The sequence below is a fragment of the uncultured Veillonella sp. genome (genome assembly GCF_934230905.1).
In the GTDB taxonomy this organism is placed as follows: Bacteria; Bacillota; Negativicutes; order Veillonellales; family Veillonellaceae; genus Veillonella.
Genome location: NZ_CAKQFJ010000013.1, coordinates 33,788 through 58,178 on the forward strand (window position 1 = coordinate 33,788; position 24,391 = coordinate 58,178).

Sequence of the window (24,391 nt, forward strand, 5' to 3'; positions counted from 1 at the left end):
CATGACAGTCCGTAGAGCAACGATTGAGGATGCAAAAGAAATTTTTGCTATTGAAATGGATTGTTTTTCTGTGCCCTGGAGTTTAGACTCTATTGAAGCAGAATTAATTAATCAAGAGAAGAAATTGTATTATGTTATAGAAGACACAGAAGGTGTCGTGGGATATGCTGGAGCGTGGCTTGTGTATGATGAAGGGCAAATTACGAACATAGCTATACGTCCATCGGCAAGACGTCAGGGGTTTGGTGCTACATTAACACGTGCATTGATAGAAGAATGTTTTAAACGAGGCATGCATGAAATCTTTTTAGAGGTACGTATATCTAATTTATCTGCATTATCTTTATATCGTCAGTTAGGATTTACTGTAAAAGGTATGCGAAAAAATTATTACTCAGAGCCCAAAGAAGATGCGTATATCATGTCTCTTATTAAAGAGGAAAGAAAATGAGTATATATACTTTAGCATTAGAAAGTAGTTGTGATGAAACGTCGGCAGCTGTACTAAAAGATGGTCGCACAGTACTTTCCAATGTCATATCGAGTCAAGTGCCTATACACCGAAAATTTGGTGGAGTAGTACCGGAAATTGCATCACGGCATCATATAGAACAGGTTATTCCGGTTATTGACCAAGCCTTGGAGGATGCTCATGTTACATTGTCTGATATTGATCATATTGGTGTGACTTATGGCCCTGGATTAGTAGGGGCATTATTAGTTGGTGTAGCAGCTGCAAAAGGATTATCTTTCGCTACTGGAATCCCACTAGTGCCTGTTCATCATATGGAAGGACATATTTTTGCTAACTTTCTTGCCAATCCTACATTGGAACCGCCATTTTTAAGTCTTGTTGTTTCTGGTGGTCATACTATGTTAGTTCATGTAAAAGGTTATGAAGAATTTCATATTCTTGGACAAACACGAGATGATGCGGCTGGAGAAGCTTTTGATAAAATTGCACGTGTTATGGGATTTCCTTATCCTGGAGGACCACATATTGATGCACTAGCTAAAGAAGGTAATGCAAATGCCATTGATTTTCCTAAAGCTCTTAGTGAACCAGGAAATTTTGAGTTTAGTTTTAGTGGCTTAAAGTCAGCTGTTCTTAATTATTTAAACAGTAAATCTCAAAAGGGTAAAGCGATTAATAAGGCTGATGTGGCTGCATCATTTCAAAAGGCTATTGTTGATGTCCTTGTAGAAAAAACTAAGAATGCAGCACATACATTGGGTGAGAATAAGATTACTATTGCTGGCGGAGTATCCGCTAATCAAGGCTTACAACGTGCATTGGAAACCATGTGTAAAGAAGAGCATTTTACTTACTATAAACCAGGTAAAATTCTTGCTACAGATAATGCTGCTATGATTGGATGCCGTGCTTACTATATGGCACAAGCTGGTAAGTTCTGTGATTTACATTTAAATGCTAAGCCTAGCATTCCGATTGGTACGGTTGCATGGGTAGAAGGTAAATAGAATGGTTGAACATATATATGATGAGCTGGTTAAGGCGACTAATTTATCAAGTTTACAGGTAGCACTTTTACTTCATATTAGTCATATGATTAGATTTGGTGAATCTGTAAGTAAGCATAAGATAATTTTATTTACATATATTTCAGATAATGACCTTAGTGAGATGATATGTATTTCGGCGTCGGATGATTCATTAGTGACCTCTCGGATAGCCAGTTCTGATATGTGGAAAAAGTTGATTAATTCCGGTAAGTGTTTTCAGCAATCGACACAGTCTGGTTTTGAATACCTATTTCCCATTGTTGATAATGGCGGTAAAACCATTGGGGGAATTTCTTTTTCCCATGTTGCACCCTCTAATGAAATGGAAGGACAACGGGGATTTATAGTGGCTGATACAATGCAACGATTGATGTTGACAGCTACAGATGAACAGATTAAAGAATATGAGCCCATATCGTATTTAGATGGGCTCATCATTTTTGACCAAAATGGTACTATTTTATATGGAAATGATACAGCATTACATTTAGCAGATATTGTTGGTGTGGATCGTAGAGTGGTAGGTACATCTATATTTGGTAGCACTTTAAAAATATCTGCAATTCAACGTGTACTTGCGGATAGAAATTATTTTGTATCAGAAGAAATATATCATAATATGGTACTTAGACAGCATATGATTCCTATTCCTATGGGACGCAATGAATGTCGCTGTTTTTTAATTCTTCATGACTGTACTCGTGAAAGTAAACAGCAGCAAGAGTTACTTGTTAAAAATTCAATTATCAAAGAGATACATCACCGTGTTAAAAATAATTTACAAACGGTAGCAGGTTTACTACGGATGGAAGCACGTCGTTCAGATCTATTAGAGGTAAAATCAGCATTACAAGAAGGGATTTCTCGTATTGAGAGTATGGCTCTAGTCCATGACTTAGTATCTCATTACGATGAAGATTACATTTCTATAAGATCTATATATGATGAATTATGTCGATTATTACGGCAAAGTATGCTAGACCGTAACCAACATGTAGAGTTCCGTTACCAAGGTGATGATTGTATTATTTCGTCTCATCAAGCAAGCTATATTTCACTTATATTTAACGAACTTATATCCAATAGTATTATTCATGGATTAGCTGGATCTGATGGAGTTATCTCATTATTAGTATCAAGTAATGATAATAGTATTATCATTACTTTCACAGATTCAGGTAAAGGGTTGCCACATGATTTTGATATGGCTAAAAGTAAACGTTTAGGTATGCAGATTATTAATAATTTGGTAATTCATGAATTACAAGGTCGTATGACGATTGAAAATGGTGATATTGGTGTTATTGTAACTATTCATATTCAAAAGGAGCAATAAATGCGAATTCTAATTGTCGATGATGAATCTCTTATTCGAATGGATATACGGGATATATTAGAATCAGAAATGCATGAAGTTGTGGGAGAAGCCTCTAATGGCGTAGATGCTATATCGTTGTGTAAAGAGTTAAAACCTGATGCGGTGTTAATGGATGTAAAAATGCCTAAATTAGATGGAATTGAGGCAGCACGTCAAATTGGTTATAATCATTTGGCCCCAGTTGTTCTTTTAACTAGTTATAGTCAACAAGATTTAGTGGCAAAGGCTCGAGAATCTGGAGTATATGGATATTTAATAAAACCAGTCAGAGAAGAGCAATTAATTCCCACACTAGAAATGGCGTGTGGTCGCTTTTTAGATGATTTAGAATCTCGTCAGCAAATGGCTAATCTAGAGAAAACACTAGAAGAGAGAAAGTTAATTCAAAAAGCTACGGGCATTCTTATGGATTTATATAAAATTACGGAGGACGAAGCTTATAAACGGATTCGTCAATTAAGTATGAAAAAACGTGAGTCTATTGTTAGTATATGCAAAATAGTTATTGAACAGATGACTTCTAAATAATGTAATGGACTCTGTAATGTTTAGCTTATTAAAAAATAGTATTATAATCATCAGTCTTCTATATAATAAATTGGCTTATATAGAAGGCTTTTTTTATATAGTAGTACCTATAAATAATTAAAAAGTCAAAAAATCAAAATTTGTACTTGCATTTATTTTGACATAGGTTATAATAATACATGTGATTAGCACTCGATAAGTTAGAGTGCTAATGAATTATAAATAATACATAGTAAATAAGGAGTGACATTATATGTTAAAACCATTAGCTGACCGCGTTCTTATCCGTTTAGAAGCAAAAGAAGAAAAAACTAAAAGTGGTATTTTCCTTCCTGATACAGCAAAAGAAAAACCTCAAGAAGGTGTTGTTGTTGCTGTAGGTGCTGGTAAAGTATATGACAATGGTCAACGTGTAGCTCCAGAAGTTAAAGTTGGCGATACTGTTATGTTTGCAAAATATGCTGGTAGCGAATTAGAAATAGATGGCGCTACTCATTTGATTATTAGTGAACGCGATATCTTAGCAGTATTATAATAGCTAATCTATAGCTTCAAGGCTATACATATTAATGATACATTCTATATTGCCTTAGGGCATATATTTCTTTACATTGGATAGTGTTACTATCTAGGAGGTAATACATATGGCAAAAGAAATCTTGTTTAATGAAGAAGCTCGTCGCGCATTAGGTCGTGGCGTTGATCAATTGGCAAATGCTGTAAAAGTTACATTAGGACCAAAAGGCCGTAATGTTGTATTGGATAAAAAGTTTGGTGCTCCAACAATCACTAACGATGGTGTAACGATTGCTCGTGATATTGAACTTCCAGATCCATTTGAAAACATGGGTGCTCAACTAGTTAAAGAAGTTGCTACTAAAACTAATGACGTAGCAGGTGACGGTACTACTACTGCAACAGTATTGGCACAAGCTATGATTCAAGAAGGTATGCGTAATGTAGCAGCTGGTGCTAACCCAATGATTTTGAAAAAAGGCATTGAAACAGCCGTAAAAACTTTGGTTGAAGAAATCAAAAAACGTTCTATCAAAGTTTCTGGCAAATCTGAAATTGCTCAAGTAGCTAGTGTATCTGCAGCTGATGAAGAAATTGGTGGTTTGATTGCAGAAGCTATGGAAAAAGTAGGTAACGATGGCGTTATTACTGTAGAAGAATCTAAAGGTTTGCAAACAGCATTAAACGTTGTGGAAGGTATGCAATTTGATCGCGGTTATATTTCCCCTTACATGGTAACTGATCCTGATCGTATGGAAGCTGTTATGGATAATCCATACATCTTGATTACTGACCGTAAAATCAGTGCTATTGCTGATATGTTGCCAACACTTGAAAAAGTTGTAAAAGTAGGCAAAGAACTTCTTATCATTGCTGAAGATGTAGAAGGCGAAGCATTGGCAACATTGGTAGTTAACCGTTTGCGTGGTACATTCAAAGCTGTAGCAGTTAAAGCTCCTGGCTTCGGTGACCGTCGTAAAGCTATGCTTGAAGATATCGCTATCTTGACTGGCGGTACTGTAATTACTGAAGATATGGGCCGTAAACTTGATTCCGTAGAACTTACTGATCTTGGTACAGCTCGTCAAGTTCGCATCACTAAAGATGAAACTACAATTATTGATGGCGTAGGCGATAAAGACGTTATCGCTAAACGTGTTAGCCAAATCCGAGCACAAGTTGAAGAAACAACTTCTGAATTTGACCGTGAAAAATTACAAGAACGTCTTGCTAAATTATCCGGTGGTGTTGCAGTTATTGAAGTAGGTGCTGCTACAGAAGTTGAAATGAAAGATAAAAAACTTCGTATCGAAGACGCATTAAATGCAACTCGCGCTGCTGTTGAAGAAGGTATCGTTGCTGGTGGTGGTACAACATTCATCGATATTATTCCTGCATTGAACACATTGGAAGCTACTGGTGATGTTCAAACTGGGATTAACCTTGTAAAACGTGCAGTAGAAGAACCACTTCGTCAAATTGCTTACAATGCTGGTCTTGAAGGCTCTGTTGTAGTTGAAAAAGTTAAAAATACAGAAGCTGGCATCGGTTTCAATGCTTTGACTGAAGAATACATTGATATGGTGAAAGCTGGTATCGTTGACCCAGCAAAAGTTACTCGTTCAGCTCTTCAAAATGCTGCATCTATCGCATCTCTTGTATTAACTACTGAAACAATCGTAGCTGATAAAGTTGAAGAAAATGCTGCAGTTGCTCCTGCAATGCCTCCAATGGGTGGTATGGGCGGTATGATGTAATCAACTGCTTTTTGCGATAAATAGGTAATATATTAAGATCCTGATGAATGTTAGATTTTTACATTCATTAGGATCTTTTTACTTCTTTAGTAAGGAATTGTCAAATTGATTTCATCATAAATTTATGATATAATTCTATAGAATTTCATATAAGAGTCTTTGTTTGACAGACACTGTTATATAGCATATAATTTTTACATCTAAAAATATCTATATATTGAAGAGGTGTTTCTATGTTGAACTTTTTATTTAAAAGTAAACCTGATTATATTAATTTCGGTCTTCTATTCTATCGCTTCGCTTTAGGTATTTCTATGTTTTATCATGGATACTTAAAATATATAAGTGGAGAACAAGGTCTCTATAAGGTAGGGGCTATGTTATCAGCATTAGGCGTGCCAAGTGGTTTTGAGGTTATATTAGGTACTATCGCATCTTATGCAGAGATGGTTGGTGGTATTCTTATTATTATAGGTCTGTTTACTCGCATTGGTACCCTTCTTCTTGTAGGTACATTAGCAGTGGCAACCATATTAAATCTTAATGGTAATTTCTTTAGTTGGGATTATCCGTCTCAATTGGCTTTTGGGGCAATTATGTTGTTCTTTGCTGGTGCAGGTCGCTATAGTTTAGATAAGGCATTATTTAAATAATCAGTTAATTAGAAGACTCATCATAGATGAGTCTTTTACTATGTAGAGAGGTCATTATGAATCAAAAAACAGTTCCATTTACATCTGAACAATTAGAATCAATTATTGCTAAATATCCAACACCATTTCATATTTATGACGAAGAAGGTATCGTTAATAATATGAAGAGATTTATCTCCGCATTCTCTTGGAACAAGGGTTTTAAACAATATTTTGCTGTGAAAGCTACTCCCAATCCATATATTATGCGTGTATTACAAAAACTAGGAGTAGGGGCAGACTGTTCTTCATTAGCAGAATTATTACTTTGTGAAAAGGTGGGGATTACAGGCCATGACATTATGTTTACATCTAATGACACACCTTATGTAGAATATAAAAAAGCTTTAGAAATCGGGGCTATCATCAATCTTGATGATATTACTCATATTGAATACTTAGAAAAACATCATGGATCTTTACCAGATACATTCTGCGTACGTTATAATCCAGGTCCTTTGAAAGAAGGGGGCAATACGATTATTGGTCTTCCAGAAGAAGCAAAGTATGGTATGACTCGTGAACAAGTATTCGAGGCATATAAACAATTACAAGCAAAGGGCGTTAAACATTTTGGTCTACATACTATGGTTGTATCTAATGAGCTTGATATTGATGGTTTAGTAGGTACAGCTGAAATTTGTTTTAACCTTGCTGTAGAAATTAAAGAAAAATTAGGCATCGATGTCGAATTTATCGATCTTGGTGGTGGCGTAGGCGTAGCATATAAACCAGAACAAACACCTGTTAACTTTGAGACCTTGGGTGAGCGTGTTCATGAAGCTTATGACAGAATTATTAAAGGCAATGGCCTTAAAGATATTGCACTAGCATATGAATGTGGTCGTATGGTGACAGGACCATTTGGTTATCTTGTTTCTACTGCTATTCACAAGAAAGATATTTATCGACACTATATCGGCCTTGATTCTTGTATGGCAAACCTTATGCGTCCAGCTTTGTATGGCTCCTATCATCACATTACTATTATGGGAAAAGAGAATGCGCCAAAGGATCATGTATATGATGTAACTGGTTCCTTGTGTGAAAATAATGATAAGTTTGCTATTCAAAGAGAATTGCCAAAGATTGATATTGGAGACCGTGTTATTATTCATGATGCAGGTGCACATGGCCATTCCATGGGTTTCAACTACAATGGCAAATTACGTTCTGCTGAATTATTATTGCATAAGGATGGATCTGTTACGCAAATTCGTCGTGCCGAAACATATGATGATTTATTTGGCACTTTGGACTTCTCTAATTTATAATATTGAGAATTAAATAGAGTTGAGAATTACTATTAATAAGTTGTAAGATATACGAATATATAGGGATTTTTTTTAATTCCTGTATATTTTAGTAGGAATATCTTGCTATCATTTAGATAAGAATGTATAATGAATGTAGATTGTTATGCACATACTTGCTAAAGTGGCGAGAGAATACGGCGGTATCACTTTTGTGCGTACCGCCGTTTTTCTATGTGACTATAAAGTTTTAATCATATAATTAGAGTATCTGATAAGAAGGAGTGAAATATTTTGGCTGAATTACTTCAGATTAAAGATTTAGAAGTGTCTGTAGAAGAGAAAAAAATTCTTAAAGGCATTAATTTGACAATAAATAAAGGTGAGATTCATGTTGTAATGGGTACGAATGGGGCCGGTAAATCTACATTGGCAAATGCTATCATGGGTAACCCATTATACACGGTTGATAAAGGTTCTATTGTATTTGATGGTAAGGATATTACGGAAGATGCTGTAAATGACCGTGCAAAAGCAGGTATCTTTATGTCATTCCAAAGTCCAATTTCCGTACCTGGCATTACTGTAGAAAACTTTATCCGTACTGCAAAATCCACAATTACAGGAGAAAATGTACGTGCGTTGGCTTTTAAAAAAGAATTGAAAGAAAAAATGGATGAATTATCCTTTGATACATCCTATGCACAACGCTATGTAAACGAAGGTTTCTCTGGTGGGGAACGCAAGAAGAACGAGATTCTTCAAATGTCTATCTTAAATCCTAAATTAGCTATTCTTGATGAAACTGACTCTGGTCTTGACGTTGATGCTGTTCGTATTGTATCTGAAGGTGTTAACCGTTTTCACAATGAAGATAATGCAGTGTTAATTATTACTCACCATAATCAAATTCTACAAAAATTAAAACCTGACTTTGTACATGTGTTGATTAATGGCAAAATTGTTAAAACTGGTGATGCTTCATTGGTTCGTGAAATTGAAGAAAAAGGTTACGACGCATACAAAGCATTAGCATAGGAGGCAACATGGAAGAAAGAAAGAAAACCCAAGTTGCGGATATGGATCGTGGCGTCTATGATATAAAGAATAATTTTGAGTATTCCTATATTGCTGATGCTGGCTTGACAGAAGAAATTATCCGTGAAATTTGGTCTAATAAAAATGAACCTGAATGGATGCTTGACTTCCGTTTGAAATCCTTAGAGATTTATAATCGCATGGAAATTCCTAATTGGATTCCTGATATTTCTGGTTTAGATATGGAACATATTTATACATATGTAAAACCTAAGGTTGATATGAAGGGCGATTGGAATGAAGTGCCTGATGACATTAAGAGTACATTTGATCGACTTGGTATTCCAGAAGCAGAAAAAACATCTCTTGCTGGTGTAGGTGCTCAATATGACTCTGAGGTTGTATATCACAGTATTCAAGAAGATCTTGTTAAACAAGGTGTTATTTATACAGATATTGAAACTGCTCTTCATGAACATGAGGAAATTGTAAAACAATATTGGATGACATTGATTCCTCCTACAGATCATAAATGGGCGGCTCTTCATGGTGCTGTATGGTCTGGTGGTTCCTTTGTATATGTGCCGGCAGGCGTTCAAGTAGATATTCCTTTGCAATCCTATTTCCGTTTGAATGCACCAGGTGCTGGTCAGTTTGAACATACTATGATTATTGTAGAAGAAGGGGCAAAAGTACATTTTATCGAAGGATGCTCCGCTCCTAAATATGATGTTTCTAACCTCCATGCTGGCGCAGTTGAATTGTTTGTTAAAGATAATGCTACATTGCGTTATTCTACAATTGAAAACTGGTCTAAGAATATGTATAACCTCAATACAAAACGTTGTGTTGTAGGTAAAGGTGGTACTATTGAATGGGTATCTGGTTCCTTTGGCTCTCATGTGTCCTGTTTGTACCCAATGAGTATTCTTAATGGTGAAGGTGCTCATGCAGAATTTACAGGTGTAACATTCGCAGGGGAAGGTCAATTCCTAGATACTGGCTGTAAAGTAGTTCATAATGCACCATATACAACCAGTAATGTAAACTCTAAATCTATCTCCAAATCTGGTGGTGCTGCTATTTATCGTGGCCTTTTGAAAATTGGTCCTAAAGCGGAACACGCAAAAGCAACTGTATCTTGTGAATCTTTGATGTTAGATGAAATTTCTCAATCTGATACTATTCCAGCTATTATTGTTGAAAATGATAATGTCGATTTAGGTCATGAAGCTAAAATTGGTCGTATTTCTGATGAAGCTATTTTCTATCTCATGACACGTGGTATTAGTGAAGAAGAAGCTCGTGCTATGCTTGTACGTGGTTTCGTAGAACCAATTTCTAAAGAATTGCCATTGGAATATGCCGTAGAAATGAATAATCTAATTAATCTTGAATTAGAAGGTTCAATCGGTTAAGGAGGTACTATGAGCGAATTACTATTTAATGAACTTCCTAGACCTACCTTTAGATGGTTGCGTGTTAACCATACTCCAGTGAGTCTTTGGGGAGAATCAGAAGAAACTAAATCTGTATTAGTAAAAGGAAATGACGCAGTTATCAGCCCATTACCAACTGGTACAGCTTTGATGAATACAAATTATAAAGGTGCTAATGGTGAAGCTTTGGCTAAACTTGTAAACGAGGCTGAAGGTTATGCTATCCATGTACCTGCTAAAGCGAAAGAAGTAGTGGGAATTCGCATTGATGCGAGTGCACGTATTGCTAGTCGTTTCCAATTTATCGTTGAAGATAGTGCTGAGTTAGAAGTCCAAATTTTCTTGGATGGTGGCACAAAAGAAGCAACAAATATTCAATATCTTAATGAATACGATGTAAAAGCGAATGCCAAGGTGGTAGTTAAAAAGGTAAACCTTTTAGACGAAACAGTCCAACACATTGAACATCGTTATACAAAGCTTGAAGAAAATGCCGATGTTGAATATATTAATGTCGAAATTGGCGGCAAAGAGAATATTTTAAACTATGATCATGACTTACAAGGTGAATCTAGTAAAATCGTACATGATATTGCTTATTTAGGTAATAAAGAGCAAAAATTTGATATTGCTATGTTAATGACTCATAGTGGTAAAAAATCCTTTAGTGATATCCACACCTTGGGGGCATTAAGCGATACTGCTAAAAAGTCATTCCGTGGTACTTTGGATTTTCTTCGTGGTGCTGTAGCAGCGGAAGGTGCTGAAGAAGATACATGTTTATTATTAGATCCTACTGTTAAATCTGTTTCTTTGCCATTGCTATTATGTAAAGAAGATAATGTGGTTGGGAATCATGCAGCTAGTGCCGGACAAATTGATCAAAATAAGTTGTTCTATCTTATGAGTCGTGGTTTTAGCGAAGTAGAAGCTAAACATATTATTGTAGAATCTATGATTCGTCCAATTATTGATAGAATTGGTGATGAAGTAATTGAAGAAGCTGCATTAAGTGCAGTACGAGATAAGATTTAAGAGGATTTACTATGAGATCTATTACAGAAGCATATAAGGATTTTCCTATTTTACATAAAGAGCATAATGGTCATCGTCTAATTTATTTAGATAGTGGTGCAACTGCACAAATTCCTCAAATGGTGATGGATCGTCTTACAGAGCATATGCTTCATCATAATGGTAATCCACATCGTGGTTCTCATATTTTAGCTATTGAAGCATCGGAAGCGTATGAAAATGCACGTGACCGAGTTGTAGAATTTATTAATGCTCGTGAACGAGAAGAAGTTGTTTTTACTCGTAATAGTACGGAGTCGATGAACCTAATCGCTCATAGCTATGGTGCTAATTTCCTTTCCAAAGGAGATAAAATCGTTATAACTGTTGCAGAACATCATGCTAATCTAGTTACATGGCAATATGTTGCTAACAAAACGGGTGCTACATTAGAATATATGTATTTAGATGAATCTGGGCATCTAAAAGATGGCGAAATTGATAAAATTGATACAAGTACTAAAATTGTGGCATTTGCACACGTGAGTAATGTACTTGGCATGGAATTTCCTGTGAAAGATTTAACTGAAAAAGCTCATTCTGTAGGCGCTATTGTTGTCCTTGATGGAGCTCAATCGACACCACACATGAAGGTGGATGTGCAAGCGTTAGACTGTGATTTCTTTGTATTTTCTGGTCATAAAATGTGTGCCTCACAAGGTATTGGCGTGTTATATGGAAAACGGGAATTACTTGAAAAAATGCCTCCTTTCTTACTCGGTGGGGATATGATTGAATATGTTAAGGAACAGTCTACTACATTCAATGAATTACCATATAAGTTTGAGGCTGGTACACCAAATGCTCATGGTGCTGTAACGTTACATGCGGCTATTGATTATCTAGAATCTTTTGGTATGGATACTATTGAAGCACATGAAGAAGAGTTAGTAGCTTATGTGTTACCTAAGATGCTTTCCATTCCACACGTTCATGTATTGGGTTCACAAAATCCTCGGGAAAAACATGGCGTTATTGCTTTTACAGTAGATGATGTGCACCCTCATGATGTGGCAACTATATTGGATGCTCAAGGTATTTGCGTACGTTCTGGACACCATTGTGCACAACCTTTGGGGGCGTTCTTTCATGTAGCAGCATCTACAAGACTTAGTATGTATTTATATACACGTAAGGAAGATTTGGATGCATTTTTAGAAGTATTAAAAACTGTCCGTTCGGTAATGGGCTTTAAAGATTAGGAGACATTTACATGGAAATGGATCAATTATATACGGAACTTATTTTGGAACATAACCAAGACAAGCGTAATAAACGTGAGTTAAGTGAGTTTACAGCTTCCGAGCATGGACATAATCCGAGTTGTGGTGATGATTTGACACTACAAATTGATGTACAAGATGGTATTATTAAAGATGCTGCTTATACTGGTTCTGGGTGTGCTATTAGCCAAGCATCTGCGTCTATGATGATTGATATTATCAAAGGAAAATCAGTGGAAGAAGCATTACGTTTAGTTGAATTATTCTTAGGAATGATTAAAAAAGAGGTTACTGATGAATCTAAACTCGAAGATTTAGAAGATGCTATGGCCTTACAAAATATTTCTAATATGCCTGCCCGTGTAAAATGTGCAGTATTGGCATGGCATACGTTGAAAGAGGCGTTAAAGAAATAGTTATGAATAAGACAATAATTTTTGACCTTGATGGCACTTTGACAGATTCTAAAGAGGGAATTTTAAAAAGTATTAAATTTGCTTTGGAATCATTTGGTTATGATATACCATCAGACGAAACATTATTATTATTTCTTGGACCACCTATCGTTGATTCACTACAAGAATACTGTGGGATGACATTAGAGCAAGCAGAAACAGTATATAAGAAGTTTGGTGAACGTTATGGTACAATTGGTAAATTTGAAAATCAATTGTACCCTAACATTGTTGATTTGTTAGCTAAGGTTAAAAATGAACATTACACAGTGGCTTTGGCTACAGCAAAACCAGAAATATATGCAAGAGAAATTCTAGATCATTTTTCTATTACCCCATATTTTGACGTCATTGTTGGCGCTAATTATAAAGAAGGTCTGATGCATAAAAAAGAAATCCTTCAAAAGGCAATTGACTTGTGTGGAAATCCTTTAATGGATGATACTGGACGACGTCTCGTATATATGGTAGGGGATAGAAAATATGATGTTGAATCAGGCAATGAATTGGGCTGTATTTCTATTGGTGTGACTTATGGATATGGTACTGAAAAAGAACTGAATGATGCGAATGCTGAATATCTATGTGATGATATAGATGATATTGTTATGACGCTAGATTTAGAAGAAATGCTTGTTCGTAGATAAGCTATATTATAAATGATCATATAAAAAAGCTAGAGTATTATCTCTAGCTTTTTGCATTATAAAAGACCTTGTTCGTTTAAACAAGGTCTTTTATGATTTATTTTTTTAATCCACTTTTTTTGGCTAATGATTTGATAACCTTAGCACTTTGCTTTTTTAGTTTACCACCAGTTTGTTTTAATTGAATGCGAGTGCGAAATACACGGCCTAAAGTAGTAATTTTGGTTTTACGACGAGGTTTCATATCTCGTTCGTTTCCAAAATCACCACGTTGAACAGTAGTAGCCTTTACTTTTTCTGAACCAAATGATTGACGTAAAGATTTCATAAACTGTGTGAGTGGAAGGGTACGATTGAAGGAGAATAAATCAACTGCTACATAACCTAGTTCTGGATAAGCATGCAATGTAAAGTGAAATTGTTTCGCTATAGCTAGTACAACTATTTCATCATCCATAACTTGATAAGTAATTTCGTCTAACTCAACATCTGCTGCTTCAAATGCAGCAGCTACACTTTCTTGTACGGCTGCTGCGGAAGAAAGCGAATCTTCATTGCAAGAGTATAAATCTAGTAATAATTGATGTCCTAACGGATCTGCCATTGTAGCACCTTCTTTCGTACATACGCTAATATATCTTTAATATTATACATTTATTTTTTCTATTAGTCCATTAACAGACATAATTGACTAATAATAAAGGTATTTTTTATATAGAGATATACTTAATAACGGAGTAGTTAAATAAAAGACAATATTTGATATTTAATTTGACAATAGTCAAATAGTCAAATATAATTAAATTATATTAAAAGAACAAAAAGACAAATAAAGATATAAATTTATGAAGAGGTGTTATTATGAGCGTTATAGCTGATAAAATTGAAAAATTTATACTTAATAAATTGACAGAAGAACAAGAAAAATTAGTTTTGAAGCGAAATGAGTTAGCTGACGAATTAGATTGTGCACCTTCACAAATTAGTTATGTATTAAGTACACGCTTTTCAAATGAACGTGGTTTTGACGTAGAGTCTAGACGTGGTTTAGGTGGGTATATTTTGATTCGTAAATTGGAGCCAGAGTCTTCAACTTTAGTTCCTGCAGTCACCACATATCGTATTTATGAAGGGCCTAATAGAGTGGAACGTTTGATTGATTTACGCGATGTGGATCAATCTTTATTTCAGCTTTTACAAGATAGTAAAATGACAAAACGAGAGGCTCAAATGATGCATAATGCATTTGCTAGCATCATTGAGAATGTAGATTATGAATCTAGAAATGATGCAATTCGTAATCTTTATGCATCTATGATAGAGACATTACGAAAGGAGTGATGTCATATGAAGTGCGATCATTGCCATACAAACGAAGCAACAGTGCATATGACAAATATCGTAAATAATCAAAAAACAGAACAACATTTATGTTCGTCCTGTGCTAATAAATTACAAAAAGATGGTAAGTTATCTCCTTTTAGCTCTTTCGTAAATGATATTTGGGACAATGACTTTTTCTCCAATGATTTTTTCAAGAATATGGTCTATCCAGACCATATGTTGCAATCACAGCAGTTGAAACGCTGTCCAAACTGTGGAAATACATTTGAAGATTTTAATCAATTTGGTAAATTTGGATGTTCTAGTTGTTATGAGTCTTTTAAAAATCAGATTACATCATTGGTACAGCGTATACAAGGATCAATTGAATATGAAGGACGTGTACCTAGTCATGGCCATACTGTGTTTAAAACACAGTATGAAATTAAGCAATTACGGCGTCAATTAGAGACGGCCATTGGTGATGAAAACTTTGAAGAAGCAGCTCAAATTAGAGACAAAATAAAAGCCTTAGAGTTAAAGATCGATAGTAAAGAAAATTGAGGAGGATAGTATGTTCGATAATATATTAGATTCAGTCCTTAGTCCATGGCTCCAACATACGACATCCGATTCAGATCATATTGTTATTTCTAGTCGTATACGATTAGCTCGAAATTTTAGAGATATATTATTTACCAATAAAAATGATGAAGCAGCGCTAAGTCATGTTGATTCTATTGTACGTGGTTTAGTTAGTACGTTAAAAGATTCTGACAATCAAGATTATTATTGTATTAGTCTTGATAAATTGTCTGATATAGAACGCTCTATTCTTGTGGAAAAGCATTTGATTAGTCCTGTTATGGCGGAAAAAATGCCATTTCGTAGTCTTCTTGTATCTGATGACGCATCGGTAGCAATTATGGTTAATGAAGAAGACCATTTGCGCATACAAACTATGGAGGCTGGTCTGAATTTAATGAAGGCTTTCCATCATGCAGAATGTATTGATAATGCTATTGATGAAAAGCAACCATTTGCATTTAATGAATCTTTTGGATATTTAACTGCATGTCCAACTAATGTTGGTACCGGTTTACGCGCCTCTGTTATGCTACATCTTCCTGCGCTAGCAATGACTGGACGTATTAATCGCCTTGTTCGTAGTATTGTTCAACTTGGCTATTCTGTGCGCGGTTTATATGGCGAAGGTTCTGAAGCATTAGGTCATGTTTATCAGGTGTCGAATCAACGTACGATGGGCATCAGTGAAGTCGATACGATTGAGCAATTGACGAAAATTATAGAAGGAATTATAGCAGAAGAACGAAAATGTCGCCAATCATTAGTGCACAATGACAAAGAGGGGTTTGAAGATCATTTATGGAGGTCTTATGGTATATTGCGATATGCAAGGTCTATAAGTGGTCAGGAATCATTAGAAAAATTAAGTGATGTTCAACTAGGTGTAGATTTAGATATCTTACCTGCATGGCCAATCGATAGTTTCAATAAGTTGGTGGCTATTACAAGGCCTAATTTTTTACTTAAATATATGGGAAAAGAAGAGCTAACGCCTCAAGGACGCGATAATTATAGAGCAACAATCATTAGAGAAACGTTTTCACAAAAATAATAATAGCCTTTCCTATTTTCTATGTTGTTAAAAAATACCATTCATGGATATATTCCATTTAATATAAATTGATAAAATGTACCTTCATTTAACGTATGAAGTTTATATAGAGAGTGCAAACTGATGTTTGCGAACGAGGTAATACAGATGATGCAACGATTTACAGATGATGCGCAACGAGTGTTATCCCTTGCCCAGGAAGCTGCCTTAGAACTAGGGCATGACTATGTGGGGACGGAGCATGTACTTATTGGGCTTATAAAGGTTAAAACTGGTGTTGCTGCAAAGGCTCTTAATGAGCTTGGTCTTAGTGTAGAGACTATTATTGAAGATGTTGAAGCGCACATAGGACGAGGAAATAAAAAGGCTACTTCCGTATATATGACCCCTCGTGTGAAACATGTGCTAGAGTTAGCTGTTGAAGTAGCTAATCGTATGAACCACAATTATGTGGGAACAGAACATATTTTATTAGGTTTGTTAAGCGATGGTGGCGGCGTAGCGGTCGGCTTGTTACGGAATCATAATATTCGCGCTAATGACATTGTTGAAGCAATTCGGAATATTTTAGGGTCTTATGGTAACACTAGTCATAATAGTGAAGATAATATAGAAAGTAGTTCATTAGGTGATCTTGCCGACTTTGGAACAGATTTAAATGAATCTGTTAAACAAGGAAAAATAGATCCTGTGATTGGACGAGATAAGGAGATTTCGAGGGTTATTCAAATTTTGAGTCGTCGTACCAAAAATAATCCAGTACTTATTGGAGAACCAGGTGTGGGGAAAACCGCTATTGCAGAAGGATTAGCACAACGTATAGTAAACGGCAATGTGCCAGAAATTTTACGTAATAAACGGATTATTTCATTGAGCATCAGTTCCATGCTCGCCGGTGCGAAATATCGGGGTGAATTTGAAGAACGATTAAAAAAAGCTATCGATGAAGTTCAAAAACATGACGATATGATTATATTCATCGATGAAATTCATACATTGGTTGGTGCTGGTGCCACTGAAGGGGCCATGGATGCAGCGAATATTTTAAAACCTGCATTGGCTCGTGGTGAGTTCCAAGTGATTGGTGCCACTACTTTGGATGAATATAAGAAACATATCGAAAAGGATGCGGCTTTAGAACGTAGATTCCAACCTATTTTAGTCGGTGAACCTTCTGAGGAGGATGCTCTTAAGATTTTAAAGGGACTACGCGACCGATATGAGGCTTTTCATAAGGCAAAAATTACAGATGCAGCATTGGAAGCTGCTGTATCATTATCAAGTCGATATATTACGGATCGATTTTTGCCAGATAAGGCTATCGATGTTGTCGATGAGGCAGCGTCCAAGGTGCGGATGAAAGTGTTTTCTGCCGCACCCGATGTCAAAGCATTGGAAACACAATTAGCAGATGTAAAAAAGGAAAAAGAAGCTGCTGTAACAGCTCAAGAATTTGAGAAGGCGGCTGAGATGCGTGATGAAGAACAGCGCATTGAAAAGGAAATCAACGATAAAAAACAAGTGGCTAAGGAAAATAGCGATGCTAAGTTAGTTGTTACTGACGAAGATATCGCATCTGTTGTAGCACAATGGACGGGTATTCCTGTTTCTAAAATCGCACAGGAAGAATCTGAATCATTATTACACTTAGAAGAAGAACTTCATAAACGCGTCATTGGTCAAGATGAGGCTGTTGTGGCTGTTTCCAAGGCTGTTCGACGTGCGAGAGCTGGTTTAAAAGATCCTAAACGTCCTATTGGATCGTTCCTATTCCTAGGACCTACTGGGGTTGGTAAAACAGAATTGGCTCGTGCCTTAGCTGTTGCTTTATTTGGTGATGAGACGGCGATGATTCGTCTAGATATGTCAGAATATATGGAAAAACATACTGTATCTCGCTTAGTTGGTGCGCCTCCAGGTTATGTAGGCTATGAAGAAGGAGGTCAATTAACAGATGCGGTACGCCGTAAACCATATAGTGTTATTCTTCTTGACGAAGTAGAAAAGGCTCATGCAGACTTCTTTAATATCTTATTGCAAGTTCTTGATGATGGTCGATTAACAGATAGCCAAGGTCGAACTGTTGATTTTAGGAATACTGTTATCATCATGACAAGTAATTTAGGTGCAAAAGCATTACATAAGAACTCTACAGAATTAGGTTTCTTGGCACCAAAAAAAGCAGAATCTCATACTAATGATTCTAAAAGAATAGATTTTAAAGAGGCTAAGAAGTCTGTTCTGGATGCAGTAAAACGTCACTTCAGACCAGAGTTTTTAAATCGTATCGATGAGATGATTGTGTTTCATTCATTAACGGAAGAGGACTTAACAAAAATCGTAACAATTTTGATGAGTGATGTAATAAAACGTCTTGGAGAACGTGATTTACATTTAGAAATTACACCTGAGGCTATGAAATTGCTCGTTAAAGAAGGTTCCGATTTTACTATGGGTGCTCGGCCTTTAAAACGCGTTATTCAACGCTTAATTGAGGACCCTGTATCCGATCTTATTTTGAAAGGAGAGGCGATAGCAGGAAAAACTATTAAAGCTAATGCAAAGGATAACGATATTGTTGTAACGATTTAATATAAATACAAAATTAATAGTTAATGACTACCTTTCATATAAATTATATCGGTTAAATGGTATACTATAGAATAATGATAGTAACCATGTAGTAAAATTATGCATAAAAGGTCATGAATGGTTATCATTCATGACCTTTTTATCTTTTATAACAGTTTTGAGGTATTATGGCAAAAGCAAAATCAGTATTCTTCTGTCAAAATTGTGGAGCGGAGTCTTCTAAGTGGATGGGACGTTGCCCACAATGTGGCGAATGGAATACATTAGTTGAAGAGATTATTAAAGAAACTAAACATAGCCGCACACCTTCACGAGGTGTGGGAAATCAAACAACAAAACCAACAGCTTTACCAGATATTGAAATTTCATCTATCGCTCGTGTCTCTACAACCTTTGGTGAAATCGACCGCGTATTAGGTGGTGGGATTGTTCCTGGGGCTCTTATGCTCTTAGGTGGTGATCCTGGTATAGGCAAGTCTACACTACTTCTTCAAGTATCCCAAAAGGTGGCCGATACGGTAGGTACTGTACTATATGCATCTGGAGAAGAGTCTCAGTTACAGCTTAAGCTTCGGGCAGAACGACTTCATATCAATAGTGAACGTTTACAAGTTATTGCTGATACAGATTTAGATCATATCTTAGAGCAGTCTGATGCAATGACGCCTTCTTTGTTAGTTATTGACTCCATTCAAACCATGTATACTGGAGATATTGATGCTGCTCCCGGTAGTGTCAGCCAAGTGCGAGAATGTACATCTCGACTCCTTCGCTTCTGTAAAGAACGAAATATCCCAACGGTAATCATTGGACATGTTACTAAGGAAGGTAATATTGCAGGGCCCCGTATGTTAGAACATATGGTGGATGTAGTACTTTATTTCGAAGGTGAACGGTCTTACCAATTCCGTATTTTGCGCTCTATCAAGAATCGTTTTGGCTCTACATCTGAAACAGGTATCTTTGCCATGGTTGAAGAAGGCTTACAAGAACTTTCTAATCCGTCCGCTTCTTTGTTGGCAGAACGGTCAGATGAGGAAAGCGGTAGCGCTGTAATGATTTATCTTGAAGGGGTTCGTCCTATTCTTGTAGAGGTACAAAGCCTTGTTGTTACGACTGCTTTTGGTATGCCTAGAAGAACCGCAATCGGTTATGACCTTAATCGTTTAATAGTGCTTTTGGCAGTATTAGAAAAACGTTGTGGTTTTACATTAGGTAATAAGGACGTATACGTGAACGTTATTGGTGGTCTCAAGGTAAATGAACCAGCTTGTGACTTATCTATGGCTGTGGCTATCGTATCTAATTTAAAAAATCGCATTGTTCCTACCGATATGGTTATTTTAGGTGAAGTAGGGCTCACCGGTAATGTTCGTAGCATTCCACGTATTGAACAGCGTATCAATGAAGCAAAGAAATTAGGCTTTAAAAAGTTTATTATTCCTGAAGGCAATTATAAGCAAATCAAGGATAATGATAGTTCTATCAAGATTAGAGGCGTTAAATCTATTCAAGAGTCAATGCAATTGGTGTTTTCTTAATTAGGAGGTGATTTGATGATTTATCGGATATTGCGCTATGTAATAGCCATTCTCGTGGGCACAGCGGCCTATGTTGGAATGGATAGCTTAGCACCTATTATCGATCCATATTTGGTCTCTCAATTTGAGTCCTTTGGGGATATGTCATTGACCATTGCACGTATTTCAGTATTAATTTTTGGTACTCTATTAGGCATCATTATTGGGTATTTAATTTCTTCATTTATTTTAAAGCAAGGCTTAGTCATTGCTAAACGTTTAGAACGCATTTTAACTCATATTCCAAATCAAGAATTGATTGCAGGTACCATCGGTTTATTATTCGGTCTTATTATTGCAAATTTAATTGGTGCTGCATTCCATGAAGTGCCTATTATAGGACCTTACATTCATATCATTCTTAGTGCTATCTTTGGATATAGTGGTCTTAAGCTCATGGCCCGTAAAGGCCCTGAAATGTACAATAATTATGTACAACAATGGAGTGGAGAAGGCACTAAAAAAACAAGTCGCTTTAAAATGTTATCCACTCATAAATCTGATAAAACTGCGAGCACACCAAAACTACTAGATACATCTGTTATTATTGATGGACGTATTAAGGAACTATGTAATACAGGATTTATTGAAGGCCCTCTAATGGTTCCCCTCTTTGTATTGAATGAGTTACAAATTATTTCTGACTCTGCTGATGCTACAAAACGAAATCGCGGTCGTCGAGGCCTCGATATTTTGAAAGAGATGCAAGATGCTAACAAGGTAGCCATTGAAGTGGTAGAAGATGATTATGATGATCTTACAGAAGTAGATTCTAAATTAATGCGTCTTGCTTTGGATAAGCAGTGGAAGTTGATGACTAATGACTTCAACTTAAATAAGGTGGCTCGGGTACAAGGCATTGAGGTGCTTAATCTGAATGAACTCGCCAATGTACTGAAACCAGCCCTCATTGCAGGCGAATGGATTCGCGTGCAAATTATGAAAGAAGGTAAGGAAGTACACCAAGGTGTCGCTTATCTCGATGATGGTACCATGATTGTTGTTGAAGATGGTAAACCTTATGTGGGTCAAACTGTAGAGGTAATGGTTACATCCATATTACAAACGAGTGCTGGGCGTATGATTTTTGCCCGTGTAGATGGAGGTAAGCATGAGTAAAGTCAGTTGTATCGTTTTAGCTGCTGGTGCAGGTCGACGGATGGGGTATAATGAAAATAAAATTTTTATTAAACTAGGTAATAAATCTATCATTCAGTGGACTCTAAGTCATATTGATACTGTTAAAGAGATTGATGAAGTTATTCTTGTTGTTGCTGATGGTGAATCATCTTATATGGAACAACATATTGCACCATTACAGCTTTCAAAATCGATTAAAATTATCAATGGTGGTAAAGAGCGACAAGATTCAGTTTATGCAGGATTACAAGCCGTTAATGATGATGCGTGGATTATTCTCGTTCATGATGGCGCTCGTCCTTTGGCAACATCTGAATTGTTTGAACGTGTTATAGAAGGGGCGCGTGCCCATGGGGCTGTAACTATTGGGGTACCATCTACAGATACGATTAAACGAGTTGATATTGATGGACAAGTATTAGAAACGTTAAACCGCACGGAGTTAATGAATATTCAAACACCACAATGCTTTCAAAAAGATATATTTAAAGAAGCTCATGAAAGTGCTAAACGCGATGCTTATATGGGGACAGATGATGTATCTTTAGTTGAGTATATCGGAAAAGATGTATATATCTTACCTGGTGATTATAAGAATATTAAAGTTACTACACCTAATGATATTGCCGTAGCTAAACGGTATTTGGGGATTAAGGAGCAACGTATGCGTGTAGGTTTTGGTTATGACATTCATCGACTGAAAGAAGGAAGACCCTGTATTTTAGGTGGTGTTCATATTGAGTCGTCAATCGGTCCAGATGGTCATTCCGATGCAGATGTATTGATTCATGCATTAATGGATGCCTTGCTTGGTGCTGCTGGATTACGAGATATCGGCTATTATTTTCCACCAGAAGATGATGCATATAAAGGGATTTCTAGTATGATTTTGTTAAAACATGTGAATTCCTTGTTGAAAGAAAGAGGTTTAGAAGCCTATAATATAGATATTATGGTTATTTCTGAAACACCAAAATTAAAGCCCCACATCGATACGATGAAGGCGAATTTACAGTCTGTTTTAGAAATTCCATTAGATCGCATTAGTATTAAAGCTACTACCAATGAAATGCTTGGCGCTATCGGGCGTCGCGAAGGCATTGCAGCACAGGCAGTAGTTTCCGTATATGAAGGAGAGGTTTAATTATGAAGGTACGTTTTGCACCAAGTCCAACAGGTCCATTTCATATTGGTGGTGCTCGATCCGCTTTGTTTAATTGGTTGTTAGCACGTAAGGAAAAAGGAACATTTGTACTGCGCATTGAGGACACCGACTTATCTCGTTCTACTCGTGAAAGTGAAGAAAATATTAAGGCATCTTTACAATGGCTCGGTATGAATTGGGATGAAGGTATCGACGTAGGCGGTGAAAATGGTCCTTATCGTCAAACAGAACGTCTTGATTTATATAAAGAAGTAACGCAACGTTTGCTTGATGAAGATAAAGCGTATGAATGCTTCTGTACTGCTGAAGAGCTCGATGAAGTGCGTCAAGCACAAATGGAACGCGGTGAAACTCCTAAATATAATGGTCATTGTTGCCATCTCACTGAAGCAGAGAAAGAAAAATATCGTGCCGAAGGTAGAAAACCTACTATCCGTCTTCGCGTACCATTGAATAAAACGTATGCATTTGATGATATGGTCCGTGGTCACGTGTCTTTCGAGTCTAATGGTGTAGGTGATTTTGTTATTGTGAAATCCGATGGTATTCCTGTATATAACTTTGCTGTTGTAATGGATGACCATATGATGGATATTACTCATGTTATTCGTGCAGAAGAACATTTATCTAATACACCTCGTCAAATAGCTATCTACGAAGCACTTGGTTGGGACATTCCTACATTTGGCCATATCTCCTTGATTCTTGGTAAAGATTATAAGAAAATGTCCAAACGTCATGGTGCTACATCTGTTGATCAATATAAACAATTGGGCTACTTGCCAGAAGCATTGGTAAACTTCTTGGCGCTTCTTGGTTGGGCTCCAGAAGGTGAAGAAGAATTCTTCACACAAGATGAATTGATTCAAGCTTTCTCCATGGATCGCGTTGCTAAAAATCCAGCAGTATTCGATATTGATAAATTAAATCACATCAACTTCCATTATATGAAAAATTTAAGTGACGAAGAGTTATTCCATCTTTGCTTACCACATTTGAAAGAGGTTGGTTTAGCTCCAGATAGTTTAAATCAAGCGGATATTGATTGGTTAACATTGCTTTGCTCTACATTCCGTGATCATATTAGCTATGGTGCTCAAATAAAAGATTATGTAGGTATGTTTATGGGCGAAACAGTATTCCTTGAAGAAGGTCATGAAGAAGAATTAAAGGCAGTGCTTAACGAAGAATCTGCGCCAACTGTATTGCATGCTTTCAAAGAAAAATTAGCAGACATGGAAGAAGTTACACCAGAAGCCGTTAAAAAGGCTATCAAGGCTGTTATGAAAGAAACTGCTTTGAAAGGTAAATTTGTATTCATGCCATTGCGTGTTGCCTTGACTGGTCAAATGCATGGTCCTGACTTAAACAATATCGTTACATTGCTTGGTAAAGAAAAATGCTTACATCATTTAGACAATGTAGGTG

23 protein-coding genes are annotated in these 24,391 nt (G+C 36.3%); 22 read left to right on the plus strand and 1 reads right to left on the minus strand.

Annotated elements, in window-relative coordinates:
• Position 1: 1 nt before the first annotated feature.
• From rimI to Q0E20_RS05130, 14 genes are all read left to right on the plus strand, one after another.
• Positions 2-451 carry a ribosomal protein S18-alanine N-acetyltransferase gene (gene rimI, locus Q0E20_RS05065; protein WP_295997204.1) on the plus strand — a complete coding sequence of 150 codons (450 nt, stop codon included), beginning with the start codon at positions 2-4 and terminating at the stop codon, positions 449-451.
• The gene (gene tsaD, locus Q0E20_RS05070) at positions 448-1,482 is read left to right on the plus strand and encodes a tRNA (adenosine(37)-N6)-threonylcarbamoyltransferase complex transferase subunit TsaD (protein WP_295997209.1); all 1,035 of its coding nucleotides are present in this window, start codon (positions 448-450) and stop codon (positions 1,480-1,482) included. Before rimI ends, tsaD begins: the two co-directional genes overlap by 4 nt.
• A 1-nt stretch (position 1,483) precedes the next feature.
• Complete coding sequence (locus tag Q0E20_RS05075) at positions 1,484-2,860, plus strand: sensor histidine kinase (RefSeq protein WP_295997213.1); 1,377 nt, start codon at positions 1,484-1,486, stop codon at positions 2,858-2,860.
• Entirely contained in the window at positions 2,861-3,430 is a 570-nt protein-coding gene (locus Q0E20_RS05080; RefSeq protein ID WP_295997216.1) for an ANTAR domain-containing response regulator, read from the plus strand.
• Between the two features lie 253 nt (positions 3,431-3,683).
• Positions 3,684-3,965 (plus strand): co-chaperone GroES, encoded by a 282-nt coding sequence (gene groES, locus Q0E20_RS05085; protein ID WP_004696047.1) that lies wholly within the window; start codon positions 3,684-3,686, stop codon positions 3,963-3,965.
• A 109-nt stretch (positions 3,966-4,074) separates the two neighbouring features.
• Positions 4,075-5,703: a chaperonin GroEL gene (groL, locus tag Q0E20_RS05090; RefSeq protein ID WP_295997219.1), complete on the plus strand. Its 1,629-nt coding sequence runs from the start codon at positions 4,075-4,077 to the stop codon at positions 5,701-5,703.
• A 233-nt stretch (positions 5,704-5,936) separates the two neighbouring features.
• Complete coding sequence (locus Q0E20_RS05095) at positions 5,937-6,356, plus strand: DoxX family protein (protein ID WP_295997222.1); 420 nt, start codon at positions 5,937-5,939, stop codon at positions 6,354-6,356.
• Positions 6,357-6,412: 56 nt separating this feature from the next.
• Positions 6,413-7,669 carry a diaminopimelate decarboxylase gene (locus Q0E20_RS05100; RefSeq protein ID WP_295997225.1) on the plus strand — a complete coding sequence of 419 codons (1,257 nt, stop codon included), beginning with the start codon at positions 6,413-6,415 and terminating at the stop codon, positions 7,667-7,669.
• Positions 7,670-7,942: 273 nt separating this feature from the next.
• On the plus strand, positions 7,943-8,686 hold the full coding sequence (sufC, locus tag Q0E20_RS05105) for a Fe-S cluster assembly ATPase SufC (protein ID WP_005378715.1): 744 nt from the start codon (positions 7,943-7,945) through the stop codon (positions 8,684-8,686).
• A gap of 8 nt (positions 8,687-8,694) precedes the next feature.
• The gene (gene sufB, locus Q0E20_RS05110) at positions 8,695-10,104 is read left to right on the plus strand and encodes a Fe-S cluster assembly protein SufB (protein ID WP_295997229.1); all 1,410 of its coding nucleotides are present in this window, start codon (positions 8,695-8,697) and stop codon (positions 10,102-10,104) included.
• Positions 10,105-10,113: 9 nt separating this feature from the next.
• Positions 10,114-11,160 carry a SufD family Fe-S cluster assembly protein gene (locus tag Q0E20_RS05115; RefSeq protein WP_295997232.1) on the plus strand — a complete coding sequence of 349 codons (1,047 nt, stop codon included), beginning with the start codon at positions 10,114-10,116 and terminating at the stop codon, positions 11,158-11,160.
• Positions 11,161-11,171: 11 nt separating this feature from the next.
• Positions 11,172-12,401 carry a SufS family cysteine desulfurase gene (locus Q0E20_RS05120; protein WP_295997236.1) on the plus strand — a complete coding sequence of 410 codons (1,230 nt, stop codon included), beginning with the start codon at positions 11,172-11,174 and terminating at the stop codon, positions 12,399-12,401.
• An 11-nt stretch (positions 12,402-12,412) separates the two neighbouring features.
• Positions 12,413-12,838, plus strand: coding sequence for a Fe-S cluster assembly sulfur transfer protein SufU (gene sufU / locus Q0E20_RS05125; protein WP_005378700.1), 426 nt, complete (start codon positions 12,413-12,415; stop codon positions 12,836-12,838).
• A 2-nt stretch (positions 12,839-12,840) separates the two neighbouring features.
• A complete protein-coding gene (locus Q0E20_RS05130) occupies positions 12,841-13,524 on the plus strand; it encodes an HAD hydrolase-like protein (RefSeq protein WP_295997242.1) in 684 nt (227 codons plus the stop codon).
• A gap of 97 nt (positions 13,525-13,621) precedes the next feature.
• Here Q0E20_RS05130 and Q0E20_RS05135 read toward each other — a convergent pair whose 3' ends face one another.
• Positions 13,622-14,128 carry an S-adenosylmethionine decarboxylase family protein gene (locus tag Q0E20_RS05135; RefSeq protein ID WP_295997244.1) on the minus strand — a complete coding sequence of 169 codons (507 nt, stop codon included), beginning with the start codon at positions 14,126-14,128 and terminating at the stop codon, positions 13,622-13,624.
• A 257-nt stretch (positions 14,129-14,385) separates the two neighbouring features.
• On the opposite strand from Q0E20_RS05135, the gene Q0E20_RS05140 reads away from it, so the two are divergent.
• The 8 genes from Q0E20_RS05140 to gltX all read left to right on the plus strand — a co-directional run.
• Positions 14,386-14,865: a CtsR family transcriptional regulator gene (locus Q0E20_RS05140; protein WP_295997247.1), complete on the plus strand. Its 480-nt coding sequence runs from the start codon at positions 14,386-14,388 to the stop codon at positions 14,863-14,865.
• A gap of 6 nt (positions 14,866-14,871) precedes the next feature.
• On the plus strand, positions 14,872-15,411 hold the full coding sequence (locus Q0E20_RS05145) for a UvrB/UvrC motif-containing protein (RefSeq protein ID WP_295997252.1): 540 nt from the start codon (positions 14,872-14,874) through the stop codon (positions 15,409-15,411).
• Positions 15,412-15,421: 10 nt separating this feature from the next.
• Positions 15,422-16,486 (plus strand): protein arginine kinase, encoded by a 1,065-nt coding sequence (locus tag Q0E20_RS05150; RefSeq protein WP_295997255.1) that lies wholly within the window; start codon positions 15,422-15,424, stop codon positions 16,484-16,486.
• A 147-nt stretch (positions 16,487-16,633) separates the two neighbouring features.
• Positions 16,634-19,078, plus strand: a complete 2,445-nt coding sequence (locus Q0E20_RS05155) for an ATP-dependent Clp protease ATP-binding subunit (RefSeq protein WP_295997257.1) — start codon at positions 16,634-16,636, stop codon at positions 19,076-19,078.
• A gap of 167 nt (positions 19,079-19,245) precedes the next feature.
• The gene (gene radA, locus Q0E20_RS05160; protein ID WP_295997260.1) at positions 19,246-20,619 is read left to right on the plus strand and encodes a DNA repair protein RadA; all 1,374 of its coding nucleotides are present in this window, start codon (positions 19,246-19,248) and stop codon (positions 20,617-20,619) included.
• A 15-nt stretch (positions 20,620-20,634) separates the two neighbouring features.
• Positions 20,635-21,777, plus strand: coding sequence for a PIN/TRAM domain-containing protein (locus Q0E20_RS05165; protein WP_295997265.1), 1,143 nt, complete (start codon positions 20,635-20,637; stop codon positions 21,775-21,777).
• On the plus strand, positions 21,770-22,942 hold the full coding sequence (ispD, locus tag Q0E20_RS05170; protein ID WP_295997268.1) for a 2-C-methyl-D-erythritol 4-phosphate cytidylyltransferase: 1,173 nt from the start codon (positions 21,770-21,772) through the stop codon (positions 22,940-22,942). Before Q0E20_RS05165 ends, ispD begins: the two co-directional genes overlap by 8 nt.
• 2 nt (positions 22,943-22,944) lie before the next feature.
• Positions 22,945-24,391 (plus strand): glutamate--tRNA ligase (gltX, locus tag Q0E20_RS05175; protein WP_295997271.1); only part of this gene is annotated, 1,447 nt, incomplete at its 3' end.